The 24,578-nt window shown below is 37.0% G+C and carries 21 protein-coding genes and 1 pseudogene; 19 read left to right on the top strand and 3 right to left on the bottom strand.

Going from position 1 to position 24,578, the window contains the following annotated elements; genetic code table 11:
* Positions 1-180: 180 nt before the first annotated feature.
* Entirely contained in the window at positions 181-2,568 is a 2,388-nt protein-coding gene (locus H280_RS0114100) for an immune inhibitor A domain-containing protein (RefSeq protein ID WP_020061780.1), read from the top strand.
* Positions 2,569-2,726: 158 nt separating this feature from the next.
* On the opposite strand, the gene H280_RS0114105 is transcribed toward H280_RS0114100, so the two are convergent.
* Both H280_RS0114105 and H280_RS25135 read right to left on the bottom strand, forming a co-directional pair.
* On the bottom strand, positions 2,727-3,050 hold the full coding sequence (locus H280_RS0114105; RefSeq protein WP_020061781.1) for a helix-turn-helix domain-containing protein: 324 nt from the start codon (positions 3,048-3,050) through the stop codon (positions 2,727-2,729).
* 84 nt (positions 3,051-3,134) lie between these two features.
* The gene (locus H280_RS25135) at positions 3,135-3,266 is read right to left on the bottom strand and encodes an anti-repressor SinI family protein (RefSeq protein WP_020061782.1); all 132 of its coding nucleotides are present in this window, start codon (positions 3,264-3,266) and stop codon (positions 3,135-3,137) included.
* 810 nt (positions 3,267-4,076) lie between these two features.
* Between H280_RS25135 and H280_RS0114115 the strand changes: the two genes are divergently transcribed.
* From H280_RS0114115 to H280_RS0114155, 9 genes are all read left to right on the top strand, one after another.
* A complete protein-coding gene (locus H280_RS0114115) occupies positions 4,077-5,444 on the top strand; it encodes an aldehyde dehydrogenase (RefSeq protein WP_020061783.1) in 1,368 nt (455 codons plus the stop codon).
* Positions 5,445-5,709: 265 nt separating this feature from the next.
* Positions 5,710-6,693, top strand: coding sequence for an ABC transporter ATP-binding protein (locus H280_RS0114120; protein ID WP_020061784.1), 984 nt, complete (start codon positions 5,710-5,712; stop codon positions 6,691-6,693).
* Positions 6,690-7,535: an ABC transporter permease gene (locus H280_RS0114125; RefSeq protein WP_020061785.1), complete on the top strand. Its 846-nt coding sequence runs from the start codon at positions 6,690-6,692 to the stop codon at positions 7,533-7,535. The genes H280_RS0114120 and H280_RS0114125 overlap by 4 nt, the downstream gene beginning before the upstream one ends.
* Positions 7,536-7,541: 6 nt before the next feature.
* The gene (locus tag H280_RS0114130; RefSeq protein WP_020061786.1) at positions 7,542-8,342 is read left to right on the top strand and encodes an ABC transporter permease; all 801 of its coding nucleotides are present in this window, start codon (positions 7,542-7,544) and stop codon (positions 8,340-8,342) included.
* A gap of 53 nt (positions 8,343-8,395) precedes the next feature.
* Positions 8,396-9,448, top strand: coding sequence for a polyamine ABC transporter substrate-binding protein (locus H280_RS0114135; protein ID WP_020061787.1), 1,053 nt, complete (start codon positions 8,396-8,398; stop codon positions 9,446-9,448).
* A 58-nt stretch (positions 9,449-9,506) separates the two neighbouring features.
* Entirely contained in the window at positions 9,507-10,133 is a 627-nt protein-coding gene (locus H280_RS0114140; protein ID WP_020061788.1) for a phosphatase PAP2 family protein, read from the top strand.
* A gap of 104 nt (positions 10,134-10,237) precedes the next feature.
* On the top strand, positions 10,238-12,433 hold the full coding sequence (locus tag H280_RS0114145) for an MMPL family transporter (protein ID WP_020061789.1): 2,196 nt from the start codon (positions 10,238-10,240) through the stop codon (positions 12,431-12,433).
* 111 nt (positions 12,434-12,544) lie between these two features.
* Positions 12,545-12,955, top strand: coding sequence for a hypothetical protein (locus tag H280_RS0114150; protein WP_020061790.1), 411 nt, complete (start codon positions 12,545-12,547; stop codon positions 12,953-12,955).
* Between the two features lie 100 nt (positions 12,956-13,055).
* A complete protein-coding gene (locus tag H280_RS0114155; protein ID WP_020061791.1) occupies positions 13,056-13,976 on the top strand; it encodes an RluA family pseudouridine synthase in 921 nt (306 codons plus the stop codon).
* A 729-nt stretch (positions 13,977-14,705) separates the two neighbouring features.
* Here the strand turns inward: H280_RS0114155 and H280_RS0114160 are convergent.
* On the bottom strand, positions 14,706-15,677 hold the full coding sequence (locus tag H280_RS0114160) for a CAP domain-containing protein (protein ID WP_020061792.1): 972 nt from the start codon (positions 15,675-15,677) through the stop codon (positions 14,706-14,708).
* A 546-nt stretch (positions 15,678-16,223) separates the two neighbouring features.
* Between H280_RS0114160 and H280_RS0114165 the strand changes: the two genes are divergently transcribed.
* The 9 genes and pseudogenes from H280_RS0114165 to H280_RS0114205 form a co-directional block, all read left to right on the top strand.
* Complete coding sequence (locus H280_RS0114165) at positions 16,224-17,195, top strand: hypothetical protein (protein ID WP_020061793.1); 972 nt, start codon at positions 16,224-16,226, stop codon at positions 17,193-17,195.
* Positions 17,192-17,863, top strand: a complete 672-nt coding sequence (locus H280_RS0114170; RefSeq protein ID WP_020061794.1) for a response regulator transcription factor — start codon at positions 17,192-17,194, stop codon at positions 17,861-17,863. The genes H280_RS0114165 and H280_RS0114170 overlap by 4 nt, the downstream gene beginning before the upstream one ends.
* A gap of 1 nt (position 17,864) precedes the next feature.
* Complete coding sequence (locus tag H280_RS0114175) at positions 17,865-19,247, top strand: sensor histidine kinase (protein ID WP_020061795.1); 1,383 nt, start codon at positions 17,865-17,867, stop codon at positions 19,245-19,247.
* A gap of 493 nt (positions 19,248-19,740) precedes the next feature.
* Positions 19,741-20,430 (top strand): FadR/GntR family transcriptional regulator, encoded by a 690-nt coding sequence (locus tag H280_RS0114180; RefSeq protein WP_269208754.1) that lies wholly within the window; start codon positions 19,741-19,743, stop codon positions 20,428-20,430.
* 162 nt (positions 20,431-20,592) lie between these two features.
* Positions 20,593-21,309, top strand: a complete 717-nt coding sequence (locus H280_RS0114185; RefSeq protein WP_020061797.1) for a (Fe-S)-binding protein — start codon at positions 20,593-20,595, stop codon at positions 21,307-21,309.
* Between the two features lie 18 nt (positions 21,310-21,327).
* The gene (locus H280_RS0114190; protein ID WP_020061798.1) at positions 21,328-22,749 is read left to right on the top strand and encodes a LutB/LldF family L-lactate oxidation iron-sulfur protein; all 1,422 of its coding nucleotides are present in this window, start codon (positions 21,328-21,330) and stop codon (positions 22,747-22,749) included.
* Entirely contained in the window at positions 22,749-23,459 is a 711-nt protein-coding gene (locus H280_RS0114195; RefSeq protein WP_020061799.1) for a LutC/YkgG family protein, read from the top strand. The genes H280_RS0114190 and H280_RS0114195 overlap by 1 nt, the downstream gene beginning before the upstream one ends.
* A gap of 112 nt (positions 23,460-23,571) precedes the next feature.
* Positions 23,572-24,282: an A24 family peptidase gene (locus H280_RS0114200; RefSeq protein WP_020061800.1), complete on the top strand. Its 711-nt coding sequence runs from the start codon at positions 23,572-23,574 to the stop codon at positions 24,280-24,282.
* 81 nt (positions 24,283-24,363) lie between these two features.
* A pseudogene (locus H280_RS0114205) lies at positions 24,364-24,578 on the top strand (hypothetical protein); the annotation flags it as partial.

The raw sequence follows: 24,578 nt of genomic DNA on the forward strand, positions 1-24,578 counted from the left end.
TATCCGTTTGCACAAATGACGCCTTTATTTCATTGATATTAGCTAATTTGTATATATATTTATCTGGAAAAAACGTAATTTTTCAAAAATATTACAAATTGAGACGATATATTGCAAAATAATAGAATTTTCTTTATTATCAAAACATTGGTACATATTTTAATTTGGGGAGGAATAGGGATGAAGAAAAAGCCTTTTAAAGTGCTGTCTACGCTTGCGGCGACAGCTGTACTTAGTTGCACATTTGGGTTTGGTAGTCAATCTGTTTATGCGGCAACACCGTCTAATGTAGGATCTTTAAGTCCAATCGACGATCATTTAATTCCAGACGATCGTTTAGCAGACGCACTCAAGAAACGCGGTGTAATTAGTGAATCTGCGTCGAAAGAAGACACATTAAAAGCTGTTGAAAAATACGTAGAGAAGAAAAAAGGTGAAAATGCTGGGAAAGAACCAGCAGCAGGGGATAGTGTTACACGAGAAGCGTCTGACTTTTTGAAAAAGGTGAAAGATGCAAAAGCAGATGCGAAAGAAAAAGCAGATCAACCTGCTGGAGGGCCAGCAGCTGGGCAAGCTCCGGTTAAAGGGGGATTAAACGGAAAAGTACCAACTAGTTCAGCGAAGCAAAAAGGATATAATGGTGATGTTCGTAAAGATAAAGTACTTGTATTACTAGTAGAATATGCTGATTTTAAACATAACAATATTGATCAAGAACCAGGTTATATGTATTCAAACGATTTTAATCAAGAACATTATCAAAAAATGTTATTTGGTGATGAGCCATTTACACTCTTTGATGGCTCAAAAATCCCAACATTTAAACACTATTATGAAGAGCAATCTGGTGGTAGTTATTCGGTCGATGGAACAGTAACAAAGTGGTTGACAGTTCCAGGTAAAGCAGCGGATTACGGTGCAGATGCTGGCGATGGCGGCCATGATAATAAAGGACCAAAAGGACCACGCGATCTTGTAAAAGATGCATTAAAAGCAGCTGTAGATAGCGGTATTGATTTATCTGAATTTGACCAATTTGATCAATACGATGTCAATCAAGACGGAAATAAAGATCAGCCAGATGGTCTTATTGATCATTTAATGATTCTTCACGCTGGAGTTGGGCAAGAAGCAGGCGGTGGTAAATTAGGTGATGACGCAATTTGGTCACATCGCTGGAATCTTGGAAAACCATATCCAATTGATGGCACAAAGGCAAAAGTTGATAACTGGGGCGGTAAAATGGCTGCATACGATTATACAGTTGAGCCAGAAGACGGAGCAGTCGGCGTATTTGCACATGAATATGGTCATGATTTAGGTCTTCCAGATGAATATGATACAAAGTATTCTGGTGCAGGTGAGCCAATTCAATCTTGGTCTATTATGAGTGGCGGCAGCTGGGCAGGTAACATTGCAGGTACAACACCAACAAGTTTCTCACCGCAAAATAAAGAGTTTTTCCAAAAAACAATCGGTGGGAACTGGGCAAATATTGTTGAAGTCGATTATGATAAGTTAAATAAAGGTATTGGTTATGCAACATTCTTAGATCAAAGTGTAACGAAATCAGCTCGTCCTGGTATGATTCGTGTTAACTTACCAGACAAAGATGTAAAAGGTATTCAGCCTGCATTTGGTAAGAAATATTACTATAGTACAAAAGGTGATGACCTTCATACGACACTAGAAACGCCAGTATTTGATTTAACAAATGCGACAAATGCGAAGTTTGATTACAAATCATTGTATGAAATTGAAACTGGTTATGACTTCCTTGAAGTACATGCAGTGACAGAAAATGGTGCAAAAACGTTAGTGGATCGAATTGGCGAAAAGAATGTGAAAAATGGTATGGATACAACAGATGGTAAATGGGTAGATAAGTCATATGACTTAAGCCAATTTAAAGGTCAAAAAGTAAAACTAGTATTCGAATACATTACAGATGGTGGTTTAGCACCAAACGGTTTTACTCTTGATAATGCGGCATTAACTGTTGATGGAAATGTTGTGTTCTCTGATGATGCAGAAGGCGAAACAAAATTGAAATTAAACGGTTTCGTTGTAGCAGATGGTTTTGATAAGAAGAAACATAACTACTATTTAGAGTGGAGAAACTACGCTGGTGCAGATGAAGCATTAAAACATGCTCGTGGTCCAGTGTACAATACAGGTCTTGTTGTATGGTATGCAGACACTAGTTACACAGATAACTGGGTTGGTGTTCACCCAGGAGATGGATTCTTAGGTGTTGTTGATTCTCATCCAGAGGCAATTGTGGGAACAGTAAACGGCAAACCAACTGTTGCAAATAGCACACGTTATCAAATTGCAGATGCTGCGTTCTCCTTTAACCAAACGCCAGCATGGAAAGTTGCATCTCCATCACGCGGAACATTTGATTACAAAGGGTTACCAGGTGTAGCGAAGTTTGATGATTCTAAAACGTATATGAACAATTTAATCCCAGATGCAGGACGTAAAGTACCAAAGCTTGGATTGAAATTTGAAGTAGTTGGACAAGCAGATGATAATTCTGCAGGTGCAGTTCGTTTATATCGTTAATGATAGAAAAGCTGTTGAAGGGGATTCCTTTCAACAGCTTGTTTTTATGTCTGAACCTCTTTTTTATCTGTCCGCATTGATAAAAAAGAGGTTGGTTTTTCAATTTGCATTTATATATAAATAAAAAGAGCACCTTCATTGAAAGCACTCTTCCTGCATCATTTTTTTTGTTGTTTCCACTTATTAAACTCTAAAAATTCACGAAATTGCTCTTTTGAAACACCGGAATGCATGGCCTCTTTAACGAGTTTAATCCACTCAGAGTCCATTGTATGTTCCTTAGTTGGTTCATCATGAAGAAGTACATCAACAGGAACGTGCAGAACGTTAGAAATCTTTTCGAGAAATTGGATCGAAGGATTTTTTTGTAAGTTTCGTTCAATGGAACTAATATATGACTTTGCAACGCCTGCTTTTTCGGCAAGTTCTGTTAAGGAGATGCCTCTTTGTAGACGCAGTCGTTTTATACGTTCTCCAATCATATTAGCGCACCTTTCTTACTGTATGTATTCGACTTAAGATGTAAATTATTATAACACATTTTTCTCTAAAAAGAACAATGTCGGTTAGTTCTGTGAGGGTTGACTTCCGTGTTGCAAAAAGTTAGATACCTCTGAACTGGTCATATTCATATCTAAAGCTTCTAATAATAAATCAATCCATTCTGAATCAAGTATTTCTTTGTTATCCGTTTGCACAAATGACGCCTCCCTAATAATTGCGGTTATAAAAGCTAGAAAACTATATATATCCAAATTAAAAAAACGACATAAAAAACCTCTTCCTTTTTAGGGGAGGACGAGAGCATCTGGCCGTGCATAGAAGCGGTCAGGGCCTTTTCCTGCCACATACGATGTTTTAAAACAAAGGGCGCAAGCAAGTGCAGGTCGTGTTGCAGTCTGCATAACAGCAACTTATATGTCGAAAGATTAAAGTTGATTTATATAATTCATTAACACTATCATAAGTATGGAAAAATAAAATCACGTTAAAATAATGAAAAATTTGTATATTTCTAGAAATTTAATCAAGTAGGACTAATATTTTGCAATTACATACAGAAATTTTAATAGTTTTATCAAATTTTATCAATATTTTCTGAAAACATTGTTAAATCCGAATATATATCAATCTAAAATAAAGGATTTTTTTCAAAAATATTACAAGTTAAGATGATATATCGCAAATCCATTAAATTTTCTTTATTATCTAAACGTTGGAATGTATTTGATGTTAGGGAGGAATAGGGATAAAGAAAAGGCCTTTTAAGGTGCTGTCTACGCTCACGGCGACAGCTGGGCAGGTAGAATTGCGGGTGCAGTCGTTTATATCGTTAATGATGGAGAAGCTGTTGAAGGGGATTCCTTTCAACAGTTTTTTTATAGGAACATATAGTTTAAGCTATTAATAAAATAATATATAATAAAATTTTACATATCAGTTCATTTTTAATAAGAAAAAACAAGAAATGTATTATAATATATGATGAAGTAAAGGGGGGAAGCTTTATGACGATTGCTTCTATTGTGGAACGACAAAAATCCTATTTTTATAGTGGGAAGACAAGAGGAATAGAGGAAAGAAGGAAACAGTTGCGCGCGTTATATGAAAGTATTCAGCGCTATGAGTCTGAAATTTTTGAAGCGCTAAAGCTGGATTTAAATAAATCAGAGCATGAATCGTATACAACAGAGATTGGTTATACATTAAAAGAGATTTCTTTTATGATAAAAAATCTTTCGAAATGGAGTAAACCAAAGCGCGTGAAAACGGCAATGACTCATATTGGATCAACAGGGAAAATTATCCCAGAGCCGTATGGCGTAACGTTAGTAATTGCTCCGTGGAATTATCCGTTTCAACTAGCGATTGCTCCTTTAGTTGGAGCAATTGCGGCTGGAAATACAGTTGTCTTAAAGCCTTCAGAGTTAACACCCAATGTTTCGAGCGTTCTTGCAAAAATGTTAACGGAGTTATTTCCACCAGAGTTTGTCGCTGTGATTGAAGGCGGCGCCGAGGTGAGCACAGCTTTACTGAAGGAACCGTTTGATTATATTTTCTTTACTGGTAGTGTCGGAGTTGGAAAAATTGTTATGGAGGCAGCTGCAAAACAATTAACGCCCCTTACACTTGAGCTTGGTGGCAAAAGTCCGTGTATTGTACATAAAGATGCAAAGCTTGATGTTACAGCGCGGCGAATTGTCTGGGGGAAATTTTTAAATGCGGGGCAAACGTGCGTGGCACCTGATTATGTATACGTTCATTCTTCAATTAAAGATCAATTTATAGAAGCGATAAGAAAAACTGTGCATGAACAATACGGAGAGAAGCCACTGCAAAATGAGAAATATGTTCGGATTGTGAGCAGGCGGCATTTTGAAAGGTTATGTTCATTTTTAGAAGATGGTCAGGCTGTCGTAGGCGGGAATTATGATCAAGATAAACTAGTAATTGAACCAACAGTACTTACAGATGTAACATGGAATGATGCTGTTATGGAAGATGAGATTTTTGGTCCCATTTTACCATTATTAGAGTATGAGAATATAGAAGATTTGATAACAACTGTTCAGCGTCATCCGAAACCGCTTGCACTGTATGTTTTCTCTGAAGCACGAGATGTGCAAAAGCAAGTAACGCAATCCATTTCCTATGGAGGCGGTTGTATTAATGATGTTGTATATCATCTAGCAACGCCGTATTTACCGTTTGGCGGTGTTGGCCAAAGTGGACTGGGGAGTTATCACGGAGAGCAGAGTTTTCAAACATTTTCACATTATAAAAGCATTTTGTCTCAATCGACAGCATTTGATATGAAAATCCGCTATTCTTCTACAAAAAGTGCTTTAAAATTCATCCGAAAATTGTTAAAATGATGATGGTGTTTATCAATTGGTTCGTCCGTATGATAAAAGCCCCTTCAACACGAAGGGGTTTTTCTATTCAAGGTATGTATCGCACGAAATGAAACCGAACATATTACATAAAGTGAAGCTTCTATCAGTGGTGGGCATCCACCATTCATCACGTTTACATTACGTGATCAAACATCATTTTTGTTTAAATTGAAACAAAGTTATTGTATATAGAATACTTGGTTATTTATGAATATCAAAAATATGAGGTAGATAGGAAGAGAAGATGAAAAATATTATTAAAGTCGAAGCAGTAGAAAAACATTTTGGGGATCAAGTTATTATTCCGCCGCTTTCGTTAGACATTAAAGAAGGTGAGTTTGTAACGATCCTTGGTCCGAGTGGTTGTGGGAAAACGACGTTACTTCGTATGATTGCTGGTTTTGAAAAACCGACAAAAGGTGTAATTTCGCTCGATGATGAAACGATTAACGATTTACCCCCTTATAAACGTCATATGAACTTAGTGTTTCAGCATTATGCATTGTTTCCACATATGACTGTTGAGAAGAATATTCGCTTTGGAATGAAGATGCAAAAGGTTTCTGAAGCAGAGCAACAAGAACGTGCTGATGAAGCGATGCGTTTAACACAGTTAACAGAATTCCGTAATCGGAAACCATCTAAACTTTCTGGCGGGCAACAGCAGCGCGTGGCGATTGCACGTGCAATCGTGAATAATCCTCGTGTGTTGTTATTAGATGAGCCGCTAGGAGCACTAGATTTTAAGCTTCGAAAAGATTTGCAGCGTGAATTGAAAAACTTACAACGTAATCTGGGTATTACGTTCATATATGTGACGCATGATCAAGAAGAAGCGATGAGTATGAGTGATCGCATTGTGGTTATGAACAAAGGTCACATTGAACAAATTGGAACGCCAAAAGAAATTTATCATAAACCAAAAACGTTGTTCGTTGCGACGTTTATTGGAGAAAATAATATTGTTCAAACAGGGGAAACATACGTAGCAGTACGACCGGAAAATGTGAAAGTACGTTCCGTGGAAGATTCGTCTAATGAGGGATATCACTTTGGTCATATTGAGGATATTGAATTTGTCGGAAATATGGAGAAGCTTTATATTCGCGATGAGAAAACAGGCGAGTTGTTTATGGCGTATCAAAGTGCAGACGAAGCGATGCAGTGGAACATTGGCGACAATGTGTCTGTAGGCTGGGAAAAAGAGGATGAGGTGACCTTAAATTGAAAAAAGGGAAATTACTTGCATTACCTACAGTTGCTTGGTTGCTGATCTTCTTCTTAGTACCTCTCTTGTTTGTGTTAGCTTTTGCATTTTTGCAGCGCGGGACGTATGGAACAGTTGAAATGAGCTTTACCTTAGAAAATATTAAACGTGTATTTGATCCCCTCTATATGGAGACGTTATGGGAAACAGTAAAAATTGCCGTTATAACAACAGTACTTTGTTTATTGATTGGATATCCGTTCGCCTATACGGTGACAATTGTTGATCGTAAATGGCGTTCTCTTTTACTGCTTCTTGCTACAATCCCGTTTTGGATTAACTTTTTAGTCCGTTCATATGCTTGGATTGTTATTTTACGTTCGCAGGGGCTTGTCAATACACTATTGCTTAAATTGGGTATTATTAGTGAACCTTTAAACTTACTATACAATATACCATCTGTTATTCTAGGGATGGTATATTCACTCTTACCATTTATGATTTTGCCTGTATATGCAGCGATTGAACAACTTGACAAGAGAAAATTAGAAGCGGCATATGATTTAGGAGCAACACCGCTTAAAGCGTTTTGGCATGTAACAGTTCCAATGACGATGTCAGGAATCGCGACAGGATCGATTTTAGTATTTGTGTCGTCTATTGGTATGTTTGTTGTATCAGACGTTATGGGTGGTTCGAAAGTTGCATTAATCGGAAATGTGATTCAAAATCAGTTTTTAGGTGCACGCGATTGGCCGTTTGGCTCAGCGCTATCTATGATTGTTGTGTTATTCTCCGTTCTGTTAATTTACTTATATTATCGAGCTACGAAAGTATATAACTATGGAAACGGAGGGGAATAAACGAAGATGAAAAAGTTTTTAGTCACTTATTCTTGGCTAATTTTATTGTTTCTTTATTTACCAATGATGGTACTTATGCTGTTTTCGTTTAATGACTCACGTATTAATGCGGAGTGGAAAGGCTTTACATTTCATTGGTATACAGATTTATTTCAAAGACAAGATGTAATTGATGCGCTTATCAACAGTTTAACGATTGCAGTTGTCACGACAATTGTCTCTACACTGTTAGGTGTGTTAATCGCAATTGCTTTACATCGTTATAAATATCGTTTTGAAGGTGCAATTAACGGACTTGTTTATTTACCAATTCTCATTCCAGATATTTTAATGGGATTATCGCTTTTAATCTTGTTTAGTCAACTTGGTATTGAACTTGGACAAATGACAATTATTATTGCCCACATTACATTTAGTATTTCATTTGTCGTTGTTGTTTTATCAGCAAGACTTTCGGGTATGGGGCGCGACTTAGAAGAAGCAGCAAATGATTTAGGAGCAACGCCGTGGCAAACGTTTCGTTATGTCACGCTACCAGGGCTCGCACCAGGTATTATTTCAGCGGCATTATTAACATTCACATTATCTATTGATGACTTTGTGATAAGTTTCTTTGTATCAGGTCCAGGATCAACAACATTGCCACTGTATATTTACAGTATGGTAAAACGTGGTATATCTCCTGAAATTAATGCATTGTCGACAATTTTGATTGTTGTAATTGTCGGATTAATGCTCGCTTCTGAAATGTTCCGTAGCAAAGGTGCAGATGGCGAGGAAAATAAAGGCGGCCATCTTCCGTTGTAATAAATGACCGAGTAAAAGGTGAAGGATTAAGTTCAAACTAGGAGGGAATGCAAATGAAATGGATGAAAGTAGTCGCAAGTACTGCACTTACTTTCGGAATTGCTGCTGGTGTGTTAGCTGGATGCGGCGAAAAGAAAGAAGAATTAAATATTTACAGCTGGGCTGATAACTTTGATGAGCAAGTCATTAAAGACTTTGAAAAGAAATATGACGTGAAAGTAAATTATGATAAATATGCAAGTAATGAAGAAATGCTTGCGAAATTACAAGCAGGCGGTGCAAAGTATGATTTAGTTCAACCGTCTGATTATATGGTAAAAACAATGACAAAAATGGATTTGTTAGAACCATTAGATAAAAAGAACATTCCGAATGTAGGGAATCTCGTTTCAAACTTTAAGACACCTCCGTTTGATCCGGAAAATAAGTATTCAATCGTGTATACATGGGGTGTAACGGGCATTGCTTATAATAAAAAATATGTAAAAGAAGCACCAACAAGTTGGAATGATTTATGGAATGAAAAATATAAAGGCCACGTCGCATTATTAAATGATTCTCGTGAAGTTCTTGGCATGGGGCTGAAGAAAAATGGGTTTTCAAATAGCGCAAAAAATGATGCGGAGTTAAAAACAGCTTTTACAGATATTCAAAAATTATTACCAAACTTATTAGCGTTTGATACAGATAATATTAAACAACAATTTATTACTGAAGAGGCATGGATCGGTACTGTATGGTCCGGAGATGCGGCATACATTGCAAAAGAAAATAAAGATGTTGGATATGTCGTTCCAAAAGAAGGCAGCACAATTTGGGCAGATACATTAGCAATTCCAAAAGGTGCAAAACATAAAGAGCTTGCAGAGAAATTTATTAACTACTTAATGGATCCAAAAGTCAGCGTGAAAAACTATGAATCCATTGGATATAGTAATCCGAATGAAAAGGCTCGTCCTCTTCACAGTAAAGATTATCAAAACAATCATATGATTTTCTTAACAAAAGAAGAGCTAGATCGTACAGAATGGCTTGTTGATGTGGATGGAAAATTAAAAGATTATGATCGTTACTGGACAGAACTGAAGACGGGAAAAGAAAAGTAATAAAAAGCGCGATTTCTTAGCGGAAATCGCGCTTTTTTATAGCAGGAGGAACGGAAGGTTGAAAAAGAAACTACATCTGTATGAGATTGTATGCATCGCACTTTTGCTTTGTGCATTTAGCCTCATTGCGTGGAGAGTACATTCTGGCGGAGTAACGGCAGTTGATGAATATGTGAAGGGAATGGTAACAGGACTGCAAACAGAATCATCACTTACGTTTTTTCGTTATGTGACAAAACTTGGTTCTGGAAGTGGGATGGCCATTGTGTTAGCAATAAGCTTGTTCTGTCTATGGAAGAAACGTTATTACGTAGCAATGGTTATATATCCTCTTTCTATTCTTAGTACACATCTTATTAATAAAGGAATTAAAGCGATTGTGAAAAGAGATCGGCCGACTCTTAATGAGGCGCTAGATGCGCTCGGGTATAGTTTTCCAAGTGGACATGCGATGTTATCGATTGTTACGTATGGATTTCTTGCCTATATAATCGCAGCAAACGTAAAAAGTGTAGCAGCAAAATACTTTGTAACGATAGCAGCCATTGTACTCATTGTTTTAATTGGACTAAGCCGAATTATTTTATCTGTGCATTATCCAACTGATGTTTTAGCAGGCTATTGCATGAGCGGTGTATTACTTATTATCGCAATCTATTTACACCGTTTCTATTCAGCGCGTTAAAAAAAGCTATCCTTTTTGATAAAAGGATAGCTTTTTTCATGAACGAAAGAGTGGATATGATACACTAAGAGAAAGAATATGAGAAGAGGAGTAGGTGGGACTCTGTGAAAACTACTGTACATAAAGTAGATATGTGGGGGAAAATTGGCGCTTTGTTATATCGATTCCGATATACAACGATTGCGCTATTAATATTATTAGCTGCGCTACTTGGGATATTTGCACCGAAGCTTCCTGGTGTATTAGGCGGAGATGGATTTCAAACACAAGGTGATTATCAAACGACAAAAAAGATACTCGATAAAGATTTTAAACAGTCACAAGATGCATTGTTACTCGTCTTTCAAAAAGAGAAAGGTGTATCTCAGCAAAAATTTATTGAGAGAATTGATGAGGTTGTAAAAAAAATTCAAAGAGAAGAAACGTACGAGTCTTTTCATGAACCGATCGAAAATAAAACAATGCTGAAGGAAGATATTGCTTATGCTACAATTTTATTTTCCGGGAAAACAAGCAAAGAGCGGATGGAAAAAACGTTAGCATTTGCAAAGGATATTCAAAAAGAAAGTAACGGAGAGGTCAAAGTATCTCCAACTGGATATCCAGTTATTAATGATGAAATCAATACGAGAACACAAAATGATTTGAAAGTAGCAGAAATGATTGGGCTGCCAATTGCATTTTTAGTGTTATTACTTTCTTTTGGCAGCTTCTTTGCATCCGTTTTGCCTATTTTAAACGGAGCACTAAGTGTCATTAGTACGATGGGGATTTTATATTTTGTAGGAGAACAAAAGGAACTTTCTATTTTTGTACTGAACGTGGCGCCGATGATTGGGCTTGCTTTATCCATTGATTTTGCTTTATTATTTGTGAATCGTTTCCGAGAAGAGTTGGCACATCATTCTGTTAAAGAAGCCATTATGGTTACTTATCAAACGGCGGGACGTGCCATTATTTTTTCAGGTTTATGTGTATTTGTTGGTTTGTCCGGCTTGTTCTTTTTCAAAATTGATTATATTCAAGCTGTCGCCATTAGCGGGATGATTGTTGTAATCATGAGCATATTATTTTCACTGACGATGCTTCCAGCCCTGTTAGCTTTAATGGGGAAACGTATATTAGGAAAGAACCAAAATATTCAGCGCACAGCACCGATGTGGCGTAAATTTGCACAGTTTGTAATGAAATATCCAATTGTAATGACGATTGTGGCATTTACATTTATTGTTATTTGTTTATTGCCGCTTCGAGGTGCGGATTTACAGTTTCCTGGTGTAGAAGCATTGCCTGAGAAAAGCGAGGCACGCATTGCCTTTGAACGTTATGAAGATGCATTTAATAAAACGATAAAAACTCATGCAGATGTGACGCTTGTCATAGAGACAAAAGGAAAGGTAACAGAAAAAGAGAATTTACAGACGTTGCAAAAGGTTGTGCAGAAACTAAAGAATGATAAAGATGTATATGAAGTGAAAAGTATATATGAACAACTTGGAAATATGTCTGCAGAACAACTGACAGCAATGTTGCAATCGCCAAATCGTGCACAAGTAGAGCCGGCATTAGAGGCGTATGTGAAGGGGAATAAGACAACGATTGGAATTGTTTTAGGTGCATTGCCAAGAACAGAAAAAGCAAAGCAATGGGTCCGAGAGTTTAAAACGAACTATAAAACGGAAGATATAACATATTATCTAGGCGGAATGACAACTTTCCAGCAAGAATTAGAAGATGAAATTAAAGATAAAGTTGTTGTGGGGATGTCTGTTATTTTTGCGTCAACGTTTTTGATTTTATTACTAGCATTTCGTTCGCTCCTGATTCCAATTAAAGCAATTGTGATGAATGTACTTAGTTTAAGTGCAACCATAGGCATTATCATTTGGCTTTTTGAAGGAGGTCATTTTGGATTAGAACAAAGCTCGGTATTATTTGTATTGCCGATATTTATCTTTGGATTAGTATTCGGGTTAAGTATGGACTATGAAGTATTTCTTATTTCACGTATTCATGAATTGTACGGAGAGACGAGAGACAACAACTATGCAACGTTAGAAGGATTAGTATCAACAAGCCGGATTATTACGTCAGCTGCGTTAATTATGATTGTTGTTACTGGGGCATTTGCTTTTACTGATATTTTGCCAGTGAAACAGATGGGACTTGGCGTTGCGCTAGCCATATTCCTTGATGCAACTATTATTCGGTTAATCCTTGTACCAAGTTTAATGAAAATGTTTGGTGAGTGGAACTGGTGGCTTCCATTTGGCAAAAGGAAACAGAAAAACATGGAGTAATAAAGTGCAGCTCTCATCTAGTAGGTGAGAGCTACTTGTATGAATAGCTTGCCCCCCTTTTAGCGAATAGTATGAGATAAGGAGATTACATATAAGAGTGGGGGGAAGGCAATGTTTCGTTATTTTAAATTTAAATTGAATGATACTGTACAATTTGCAGAAAATGATGGGCATATGTACCGCATTGTCGGCTATCGGTTAGAAAAAGGTTTTTATTCAAAGGAGGCACATATTATTTATGAATTACTGCGCGAGTTCGATGGATATACACTCGATGCAGAAGAAGCTGAGCTTGTGAAAGTGATTCAAGTAGAAGAGGAGTATTATAAAATTCGTGATATGGGGGAATATCGTTATCCTGTTAAGCTAAAAACACCGCTGAAAAAAAATAATCATAAAACGATAGACCAATTATTAGATGCTTATAATGATTACAAGCGGCTAGCTGAATTTTTTAAAGATTTATCATATGAAAGAAAGGCGGAAGAAATGCTTTTGGAAATGAAAAGGATTCATGCATAAAGTGATAATGAGAGACAGTTCAAGTGCGAACTGTCTTTCGTTATGCAAGAGAAGCGATTTTCCGTTACAATAAGAAAATGAATAGGAATAAGGTGATGATATGAAAGTGAAGAAAATGGGAGAATGGTGTGAAATTACGGTTCCTTCTGAATGGGCTGGGCGAACGATAGATTCTATTTTGAAAGAAGAATGGCAAGTTCCCAAAAAATTATTACATAAATATCGTATGGAAAAAAGTATTCTTGTGAATGGAGAAGGAAAACGGTGGAGTGAACAACTGCAAAAAGAAGATAAATTGCAAGTTCATATGTTTATGCAAGAAGAGTATGATGTAGAACCGGAGTTTTATGATATAGAAGTTATATATGAAGATGATCATGTATTAATTGTTAATAAACCCATTCAAGTAGACACACATCCTGTCAATAAAGGCGGGACAGGCACGTTAGCAAACTATGTAGCCTTTCATTTACAAATGCAAGGAATTGAAACAAAGGTGCGTCACATTCACCGATTAGATAAGGACACGACAGGAGGAGTCGTTTTTGCGAAGCACGCTTTAGCCGGTGTGATTATGGACCGATTATTAACAGAGCGTAAAATTAAGAGAACATATATGGCACTTGTTGAAGGGAAAGTACAAAAGAAGCGGGGGACAATAGATGCTCCAATTGGACGAGATCGTCATCATGCATCAAGGCGCCGTGTTTCTCCAAAAGGTGACCGTGCTGTAACACATTACGAGGTCATGCAGTATTCGAAAGAGAGTAACATAACGCTTGTTAAAGTTCAATTAGAAACGGGAAGGACGCATCAAATACGCGTTCATATGAGTTATCTCGGTCATCCGCTTATTGGCGATGTATTATATGGTGGTAAAACGAGGCTGCTTTCTCGTCAAGCATTGCATGCTACTCATATTACAATGTTACATCCAATTACAAAACAGAAAATGGAAGCAGAAATCTCTCTTCCTCACGATTTTTCGCGTGTTTTACATTCTTGTATGAATGCAAAATAAAGAGGGGCTAACCTCAAAAGGCACTTATGTGCCTTTTAGGTCAGCCCCTTTATTTTGTTATTTACGGGCTCCCCTATCTCCAAATGAAGTAAAAAGAAAGTTCAATTGGTTTCATTACATAAATCGCTGCTATGCAGAACAAACCATGACCACTACATGCTGTCATGAAGATAAAGTGAAACTTCCATCAGTGACGCTTTCCTCACTGATGGAAAGCTCTCACCAATCGGGCTTTTACGGGCAGTTTTCTTCCCCGTACTTCCCCAGTCTTTACTGCCCACGAATAGCGGGGTAAAAATGGACATACACCTTGTTACCTGTCTTTGTTTTAAAACTTTGCGCGTGGCAAAAAAAGGCCCTAACCGCTGCTATGCATGGCCAGATGCTCTCGCTCACCTAAAAAGAAAGAGGTTCTTAGGTCTGATTTTCAATATGTATATAATAAAATAATCGTAACTATTCAGCCATACATTGCATGTAGAAGTTTAGTAGGTGGGATAACTCCAGCAGAAATACGCTTACCTATAATTGTTGTTATGAAGGTGAAAATGGTAATGCACCTCGCTACCTTTCTCTGTTTTAAAACTTTGCACGTGGTAGGAAAAGGCCCTGACCGCTACTATGCACGGCCAGTCCCTCTCTACCGTCTAAAAAAATGCTTTTCTTTTTTTTACAGAGTAACTGAGTAGTTACAAATAATCAATGGGGCGAACCCCATTGATTAAAGTCTTACTTCGACATAAATTCTTGTGTCCAGTAGTTTCCGTTTTCTACGTAACCAACACCGATATGTGTGTATCCGCTATTTAAAATATTTGCACGGTGACCTGCACTATTCATCCAAGCTTGTACAACTTCTTCAGGAGTACGTTGTCCTTGTGCAATGTTTTCACCAGCAGATTTATATGAAATACCAAACTGTTTCATCATATCAAACGGAGAACCGTATGTTGGGCTAGTGTGATCGAAGTAATGATTTTTTTGCATATCTTCTGATTTAATACGAGCTACTTTGCTTAACTGAGCGTCTACTTTTAATGCTGGTAAACCTTGTTTTGCACGTTCAGCATTTGTTAAATCAACAACTTTTTGTTCAAATGCGCTTAATGAACCTTTTGACTCTTCAGCTGGCTTGTCAGCAGGCTTAGTTGTTTGGTTATTGTCGGCAGGTTTATTAGCAGGTTTGTCAGCAGGCTTAGTTGCTTGGTTGTTGTCAGCAGGTTTATTAACCGGTTTGTCAGCAGGCTTAGTTGCTTGGTTGTTTTCGGCAGGTTTATTAGCAGGTTTGTCAGCAGGCTTAGTTGCTTGGTTGCTGTCAGCAGGTTTATCTTCTGGCTTAGCTGCTGCGTTGTTATCAGCAGGTTTATCTTCCGGCTTAGTTGTTTCATCGTTGTTAACTGGGTTTGTAATTACAATATTCCCCCAAGGAGTTGTAATTGTTGTGTAAGTCGGTTGGCCAGGAATAACACAGTTGCCTGGTTGAAAAGCACCTACATTCCATTTTGCATATGAATTAAAAAGAGATGTGAAGAAAGATTGAAAGTCTTGTTGATTCATATATTGCATAAATAATGGAGAATGCGAAATGTTTTGAACTTTTGATGTTGATGGTTGCATTGTTTCTGCTTTCGCAGTATGTGTTGTTACTCCAAGAGTAAGAGCAGTTGCTGCTACTACAGATAGTAAAGCACGTTTTTTCATTATAGTTGTCCCCCATGTAAGTATAGATTTATGATCAAACAGATTTGTTTTCGTTTGCCTGTTTGATTGACACACCCATCGTAGCACAGATTTTGTCGGAAAAAAGTTGGAAAAAAATTCATAGGTTACAAGATTTCCTTTTTTATCCTAACTACTCAAAGGGAACAAAATAACGGAATATTAGATGTCATAAGGGATAGTTAATATTTTAATAGTGGAAGAGTCATAGTGGCAATTGGATATATTTTCTATCTCAGGAGAAGGAGAATGGGATAACACTAACGTTTATAGAAGAAAATTGAGGAATATTATGGATTGTTTTTAACACAATTGTAATCTTTTTGTCGTTCTTTTTTATTATACAGTAACATATTTTTAATGTTGTAGACTATAAAAAAGACGGGCGTACCTTTAATCGAGAAAGGTACGCCCGTTTTTCAATTTGCATCTATAGATTATATAGTAAGAAAAAAGATTTCACACTTTCCTCACAATTATTTGCTATTTTACAAGTATAACGAAACTGTCCATAATGGAGGTAATCTTTTGAAAAGGTGGCTTATTTCACTTTGTATCGTACTATTACTTACAGGGTGCAAGGGAGGGGCATATCAATCTATTGATCCAAAAACCCCTCTTCTTATAACGACAAATATAAAAGAAGGAAGTATCAGTTTTATTGATACGGATACGAAAAAAACAATTACAACGTGGCATTTAAATGAAACAATTACAGGAACAACGTTGTTACCAGATAAGAATCGTCTACTTGTATATGGAAAACAGCTTGAGTATATATATGTATATTCTTTGAAAGATGGAAAGCAACTTGAAAAATGGAATACAGGAAAAGGCATAGCCAATATCTTATTATCTGAAAATGGAAAAGAGTTATTTGCGGCGGATCAAGAACAGCAAAAGATTCGTATGTTTACAACCGCTGGAAAAGAGATAGAGAGCATTTCGGTTGGAAAGGGTCCGCTGACGATGGTTCAACATCATGATATGTTATATGTTCTTAATTTTTATGATACGAAATTGTCCAGTATTGATGTGAAACAAAAGAAGGTTGTGAACTCTTTTATGATTCCACCAGCTTCAACAGGCGCTTTTCTTAGCGAAGATGGAAAGGACATATTTATTGGCGGACATGGTGACGGGAAACAAGTAAATGAAAAAGTGCTGGAGTATTCTGTACAAGATGGGCAGATGTTACAATCGTTACATGCACCGTTTATGCCGGTCAGCCTGTCTACAGATCAACGATTTATTTATGTAATTAGTCACGGGTCGAACACGCTGAGAAAATTTGATGGGAAAACATATAAAGAAGTAGGATCGCTAGAAGTAGGTTCGAATCCATTTGCATTTTGGCAAATTGGTAGTGAAGGGTATGTTGCAAGTTATGATAGCGATGAAGTGTATGTTTTAGATTTAAATGAAATGAAGATAAAACAGACAATTTCCGTTGGGAAAGGTCCATTTCAATTTACACAAAGAGTAGGGGAGAAGAAATGAGTAAGTATAAAGTACTACTTGTTGATGATGAAAGTGATATGAGGCAGCTTGTCGGTATGTATTTGGACAACTTCGGTTATGAGTGGAAAGAAGCTGAAAATGGAAAACAGGCGCTTTACATGCTTGAACTAGACAATTTTGATTTTGTTATTTTGGATATCATGATGCCAGAAATGGATGGGATTACAGTTTGTAAAGAAATCCGAAAAACATCCGATATTCCGATTATCTTTTTGACAGCAAAAGGAGAGGAATGGAATCGTGTAAACGGATTGCGTACAGGGGCTGATGATTATATTGTTAAACCATTTAGTCCAGGAGAATTAATTGCACGTATGGAAGCAGTGTTAAGGAGATATACGAAATATGAGGAACAAGAGGAAATAGAATTTGGATCAGTTGTTATTAATGAGAAAAGTCGCCGTGTTGAAATAGATGGCGAAGGTATTTCATTAACTGTGAAGGAATTTGATTTACTTTATTTTCTTTGTCAACATAGCGGCCAAGTATTTAGCCGGGAGCAGTTGCTCGAAAAAGTTTGGGGATATGATTACGCCGGTAGCACTCGAACAGTTGATACGCATGTGAAAACAATGCGCTTAAAGCTCGGAGAACGTGGAAATTGCATTCAAACTGTTTGGGGCGTAGGCTATAAATTTGAGGTGTAAGATGTTTACGATGGTACAAAAGTTATGGCTTACTATTGCGTGCGCGGTTTGTATAACAGTTTCGTTTTTATATTTTGTTTCATTATATTCGTATGAAAAATTATATGTCCAAAATATTGAAGACACATTAAAAGCAGAGGGAAACCGTCTTGTAGCGCAATATAGAGCAGATGAACCTATAGGTGTATTTGAGGAAAGAGTAAAATTATTCGATAAAATTGCGAGTGCTGATGTATTGTTTGTGAATAATCCGCGCGATTTAAGTGCATGTCTTCCATTTGATGTTCATTACAATTCAATTATTAGCGAGGATGATCGGCAATCATTGTTAGAAGGAAAGACGATTACAAAGATGGGATATGAAGAGCATTTTCAGCGTAACATTATGGGTGTTGTTATTCCCGTACTAGATAATAAAAAACTGGTCGGTATTGTATATTCTTATATTCCTTTAAAGAGCATTAAAGATTTAATTTATGAAATGGGACTTATTTTAGCACCTCTTGCTCTTGTCATGATTGTGTTAACTGTATGGATTGGCCGAAAGATTGTCATTGCCATTACAAAGCCGCTTTCACAAATGGAGCAGGTTGCGAATCATATGGCAAAAGGAGATTTTTCACAGCGAATTACAATTTCATCAGAGGATGAAATTGGTCGGCTTGGTAAAGCATTTAATAAGATGGCAAGTTCACTAGAAGAAGAGGATGTGCAGCGAAAAGAATTTTTAGCAAATGTGTCACATGAACTGCGAACTCCCCTTAGTTATATTAAAGGATATAGCGAAGCCATTATTGACGGCGTAGCAAAAGGAGAGCAACAGCTAAAATTTACCGGGCTTGTTCATAAAGAAGCAGGACGCATGCAACGTCTTGTTCATGATTTATTAGATTTAGCGCAGCTTGAAGGAGAACGTTTCCCTCTTAAAAAACAGCCGATTGTATTTGCGCAGTTAATTGAAGATGTACTGGAGACATATGAATTACAAGTGACGGAAAAACAAATTATATTGCAGACAACTCTTGATCCAGATGTCATTGTTAACATTGATGAAGATAGGATGCAACAAGTACTTCATAATATCATAGATAATGCGATTCGCTACACAAGTGAGAATGGGACGATACATGTTCAATTAGAACAACAAGCAGGGCAATGTAAATTGCAAATGAAAGATACTGGGATTGGCATTGGCGCTGAACATCTCGAAAAGTTAGGAGAACGTTTTTACCGAGTAGATAAAGCGAGAAGTCGTCACAACGGTGGAACGGGGCTTGGACTTGCGATTGTAAAACAAATTGTGCACATTCACGATGGAACGTGGCAAATTGAAAGTGAAGAAGGAAAAGGAACGACGATTTTGATTTATCTACCGGTTATATAGATGCAAATTGAAAAACTAACATAAAAACCCTTTTTTTAGATGGGCGAGAGCAACTGGCCATGCATAGAAGCGGTCAGGGCCTTTTCCTGCCACGTGCAAAGTTTAAAACAAAGGTAGAAAGCAAGTAGCGGCCATATTTTGTTCTGCATAGCAGCGACTTAGATGTTAAAAAGTCAACTTGTATTTATATATTTCTTCAGAATCATAATGAAGAGATATGGTTTTTCTTTTCTTGAAGTAGTGAGATAACTTTTTTTTGTCTATTTTATGAACAAAATGTTTGTACTTCTGTGCGTTTAGTTCTAAAATAGATAGGGATGCTATTTTCTGTATAAAGTGAAACTTTAGGTATCTCTTGCCTATCTTTTTTTACTTCTCAGAATCTTAAGGTGAGAGCTTTACTGTCCGTTAGCGCGGAATAAATTGTTGTCATTGTTGTTTGGATGATACTGGGGTGATACAACTGGAATACAAATCTATTAAACCAAAAAAAATTTACGAAGAAGTATCGGAAGCCATTTTAGGAATGATTAAAAATGGTACATTAAAGCCTGGTGACAAACTTCTTCCTGTTCATCAATTGGCAGAGCAGTTTCAAGTTGGTAGATCTGCTGTGCGTGAAGCGTTAAGCGCATTGCGGGCAATGGGCTTAATTGAGATGAAGCAAGGTGAAGGTACGTATGTGAAGAATTTTAATGCCTCTTCATTAACATCCTCACTAAATACAACGTTGCTAATGAAACAAGAAGATATTGTGAATTTATTGGAAGTGCGAAAAGTGCTGGAAGTAGGAGCGGTTGGTGCAGCAGCAGTAAAACGCACAGAAGGAAATTTACAAAATATGCAGCGTTGGTTAGATGAGATGCAAAAAGGGGCTGGAGATGAGCAAGCTGGTGAAAAAGCAGATTTTCATTTCCATATGGCAATTGCGGAAGCTTCACATAACAATATTTTGTTAGAATTGATGAACCATGTTTCTGAAATGATTGCTGAAGCAATCGGTGAAACAAGACGAATTATTTTATATGGTGAACAAACAACAGCAGAACGACTTCTAGAAGAGCATCGAAAAATTTATGAAGCAGTGTTAGAGAATGATGTTGCAGCAGCGCAACAAGCAATGCAAGATCACCTAACGAATGTAGAATGTATGGTCACAGGTATTGAAGAAACAAATTCGTAATTTTATGCTTTCAAAACTTTATTTGATAAAATAGAGAAAGTGTAAGAAAGCGTTTTCTAAAGGGGGAATAAGAGCAGTTCATGTCTTACTTCTTTCTTTTTTAACAAATCATCTGATGACCATATGAATGTTGGCTGAGTTGAAATGAGGGGGAACTATAATATGAAAGTTACATTGTTTGTTACATGCTTAGTCGATATGTTTGAAACAAATGTCGGCAAAGCGACGGTTGAAATTTTAGAGCGATTAGGTTGTGAAATTGAATTTCCGGAAGCGCAAGTTTGTTGTGGGCAACCTGCTTACAATAGTGGCCATGTAGAGGCGGCAAAAGAAGCAATGAAGCATATGATTAGCACATTTGAAAATGCTGAGTATATCGTTACACCTTCTGGTTCTTGTGCGACAATGTTTCACGAGTATCCACATGTATTTAAAGATGATCCAGAATGGGCACCGCGTGCGCAAAAAGTAGCTGAAAAAACATATGAATTGACACAATTTATTGTTGATGTGCTAAAAGTTACTGACGTTGGTGCTCGTTTGGATGGTGTAGCAACGGTCCATAAATCTTGTCACATGACGCGTATACTAGGAGTAAAAGAAGCTCCAGGTATTTTATTATCAAATGTGAAGGGCTTAGAAGTGAGAGAACTACCAAATGTACAAAATTGTTGTGGTTTTGGCGGAACGTTCTCGGTAAAAATGACGCCAATTTCTGAACAGATGGTAGATGAAAAAGTTGATAGTGTCATGGAAACAGGTGCTGATTATTTAATTGGAGCAGATTGTGGGTGTTTGTTAAACATTGGCGGGCGTATAGAGCGTTTGGGAAAAAATGTAAAAGTAATGCATATTGCTGAAGTATTGAATAGCCGCTGATGAAGGGGGAAGTAAGCTATGTCTATGAAAACAAGTGATAAAAAATTTAATGATCGTGTTGGTGAAAATCTTCAAGATTCGTTTATGCGCGGGGCAGTATCATCTGCACAAACGCGTTTATATACAAAACGTTTAGAAGCAGCTGAAGAGTTAGGTAACTGGGAAGAATGGCGAGATCTTGGTGAACAAATCCGTCAGCATACGCTAGAAAACTTAGATTATTATTTAATGCAACTAAGCGAAAATGTATCAAAGCGAGGCGGTCATGTTTTCTTTGCGAAAACGAAAGAAGAAGCAGCTGAATATATTAAACAAGTAGCTGAAAAGAAACAAGCGAAAAAAGTTGTGAAATCAAAATCAATGGTAACAGAAGAGATTGGTATGAACCATGTTCTTCAAGAAATTGGCTGTGAAGTCGTTGAGAGTGACTTAGGAGAGTATATTTTACAAGTAGATAATGATCCGCCATCTCATATTGTTGCGCCAGCACTACATAAAAATAGAACGCAAATTCGTGATGTATTTAAAGAAAAATTAGGATATGAAAAATCGGATGATCCATATGAAATGACGAAATTTGTTCGTAAAATTCTTCGTGAAAAATTTATGGATGCAGAAATCGGAGTAACAGGATGTAACTTTGCAGTTGCTAACACAGGTTCTCTTTGTTTAGTAACAAATGAAGGAAACGCAGACCTTGTTATGTCTATTCCGAAAACACAAATTGCGGTAATGGGTATGGAACGTATGGTTCCAACGATGGAAGAGCTTGATGTTCTTGTTGGTTTACTATGTCGCAGCGCTGTTGGTCAAAAACTAACAAGTTATATAACCGTAGCAGGACCAATTCAAGAAGATGAAGTAGATGGACCGGAAGAGTTTCATTTAGTTGTTGTCGATAATGGCCGTTCTGAAATTTTAGGTTCTGAGTTCCGTGAAGTGCTGCAATGTATTCGCTGTGCAGCATGTATCAATGTATGTCCTGTATATCGTCATGTTGGTGGTCACTCTTACGGATCCATTTATCCTGGACCAATTGGTGCAGTATTAACACCGCTTCTAGGTGGATACGATGATTATAAAGAACTTCCATATGCATCTAGTTTATGCGGAGCATGTACAGAAGCTTGTCCAGTAAAAATTCCATTACATGACTTGTTATTAAAACACCGCCAAGTAATTGTGGAAAAAGAAGGACGTGCACCACTTGCAGAAAAGCTTGCGATGAAGATGTTTAGTATGGGTGCTTCGTCAGCTGCTTTATACAAAATGGGATCGAAAATGGCGCCAGCTGCAATGAGCCCATTCACATCCGGAAACCGCGTTTCTAAAGGTGTGGGACCGCTGAAAAATTGGACGGAAATTCGCGAGTTCCCAGCGCCAAGCAAAGAAAGATTCCGCGATTGGTATAAAGAGCATAAGAAAGGCGGGAATAACTAATGGCAGGAACGATTCAAAACCGCGATTCATTTTTAGAAAATATCGCAAAACAGCTTGGACGTGAACGCAAAACAGAAGGGGTACAGCGTCCTAAATGGAAAAATAATATAAATGTAGAAACGTTAAATGATTACTCACAAGAGGAATTATTAGAAGTATTTAAAAAGCAATGTAACAACATTCATACGACTGTTGTTGAAACGAATCGAAATGAATTAAGTGCTGCAATTAAGAGTGTTATCACTGAAAACGGCGGCGGCCCAATTATGTTATCTCAAGATGATCGTTTTGAAGAGTATGGACTTGGACAATTGTTTGAAACGGAACTTCCAGGTGAAAGCGTAGAAGTAAATACTTGGGATCCAGCAAAGAAAGAAGAAAACATGAAGTTAGCGGAAAAAGCAAATATCGGAATTTCGTTTAGTGATTATACATTAGCGGAATCAGGTACAATTGTTGTGCAAAGTCATAAAGGAAGAGGACGTTCCTTACACTTTTTACCGACTATTTATGTAGCGATTATTCCACGTGAAACAATCGTGCCCCGTATCACACAAGCGGTATGTGATTTGAATAAACGTGTAGAAAATGGAGAGGCACCAGCTTCTTGTATTAATTTTATTACAGGGCCAAGTAACTCTGCTGACATTGAAATGAACCTAGTTGTTGGTGTGCATGGACCATTAAAAGCATTTTATTTTGTTGTATAAAATGGAAGGACAGGCCTAATAAGGGCCTGTTTTTTTATGAAGAAAGATACATTTTTGAAAATACAATGTGTTACCTTTTCCTGTTATACTAGGCGCGAAAGGGGAGGATGAAATGCTATTTTATGTATATGCTTTTTTCACTGGTTTGATATTAGGTTCATTCTATCACGTTGTTGCTTATCGTATTCCACTCGGATATTCCATTATAAAACCACGCTCATATTGTTCTCATTGTTCCCACGTATTACAACTCAAAGAGTTGATCCCTATTTTATCATTTTGTATCCAAAAAGGAAGGTGCACGCATTGTAATATAAAAATCTCATATTTGCATCCTTTATTTGAAGGCATTGCAGGAATATTGTTTCTTCTTGCGGCAGTTTCTGTTGGTTTCAACGAGCAGCTCATTATCGTGTGGACGCTGCTATCACTTCTTTTCATTGTTTCCATTACAGATCTTCTTTATATGGTAATTCCAAATCGAATTTTATGCTTTTTTACAGGACTATTTCTAATAGAACGTTTTTTTATACAGCCCTCGCTATGGTGGGATGGATTGTTAGCAGCAATGGTTATGTTTATGCTCTTATATATCATTCAAGCTATTTATCCAAACGGAATTGGAGGAGGGGATGTGAAATTATTTACTTTACTTGGGTTTGTCGTTGGAACAAAAATGATACTGTTGTCACTTTTTTTCTCATCCTTATTTGGTCTTTGTTTTCTTATCATTTTTATTATTCTTAAACGCATGACATATAACGAACCACTCCCCTTTGCACCTTTTATTGCGCTTGGTACAATATGTACATACAGTATGTAGAGGAGGTTTCGACAGTTTCAAAAAAATTTATAAAAGATAATAAAAACCATCACAGGAGAACAAAGGGAACAACTTCTTGATTTGATTCGTACATTTGAAAGTGCTAAACGTTATAGTTTTAATCGTTTAACAGAAGGACATCACGATAAAGAATTGATCAAGAAATTACAACATGTGTATTCCTTAAATAAACGTTATTGTGAAGATGCAGTTTTACAAGCACAAACCATCATTTCCTCTCAAAAAGAGCTCCTTCCTGTTTATGTAGAAAACACTCAAAAAAAGTTAGAACAAAC

This window comes from Bacillus sp. 123MFChir2 (genome assembly GCF_000383235.1).
In the GTDB taxonomy this organism is placed as follows: Bacteria; Bacillota; Bacilli; order Bacillales; family Bacillaceae_G; genus Bacillus_A.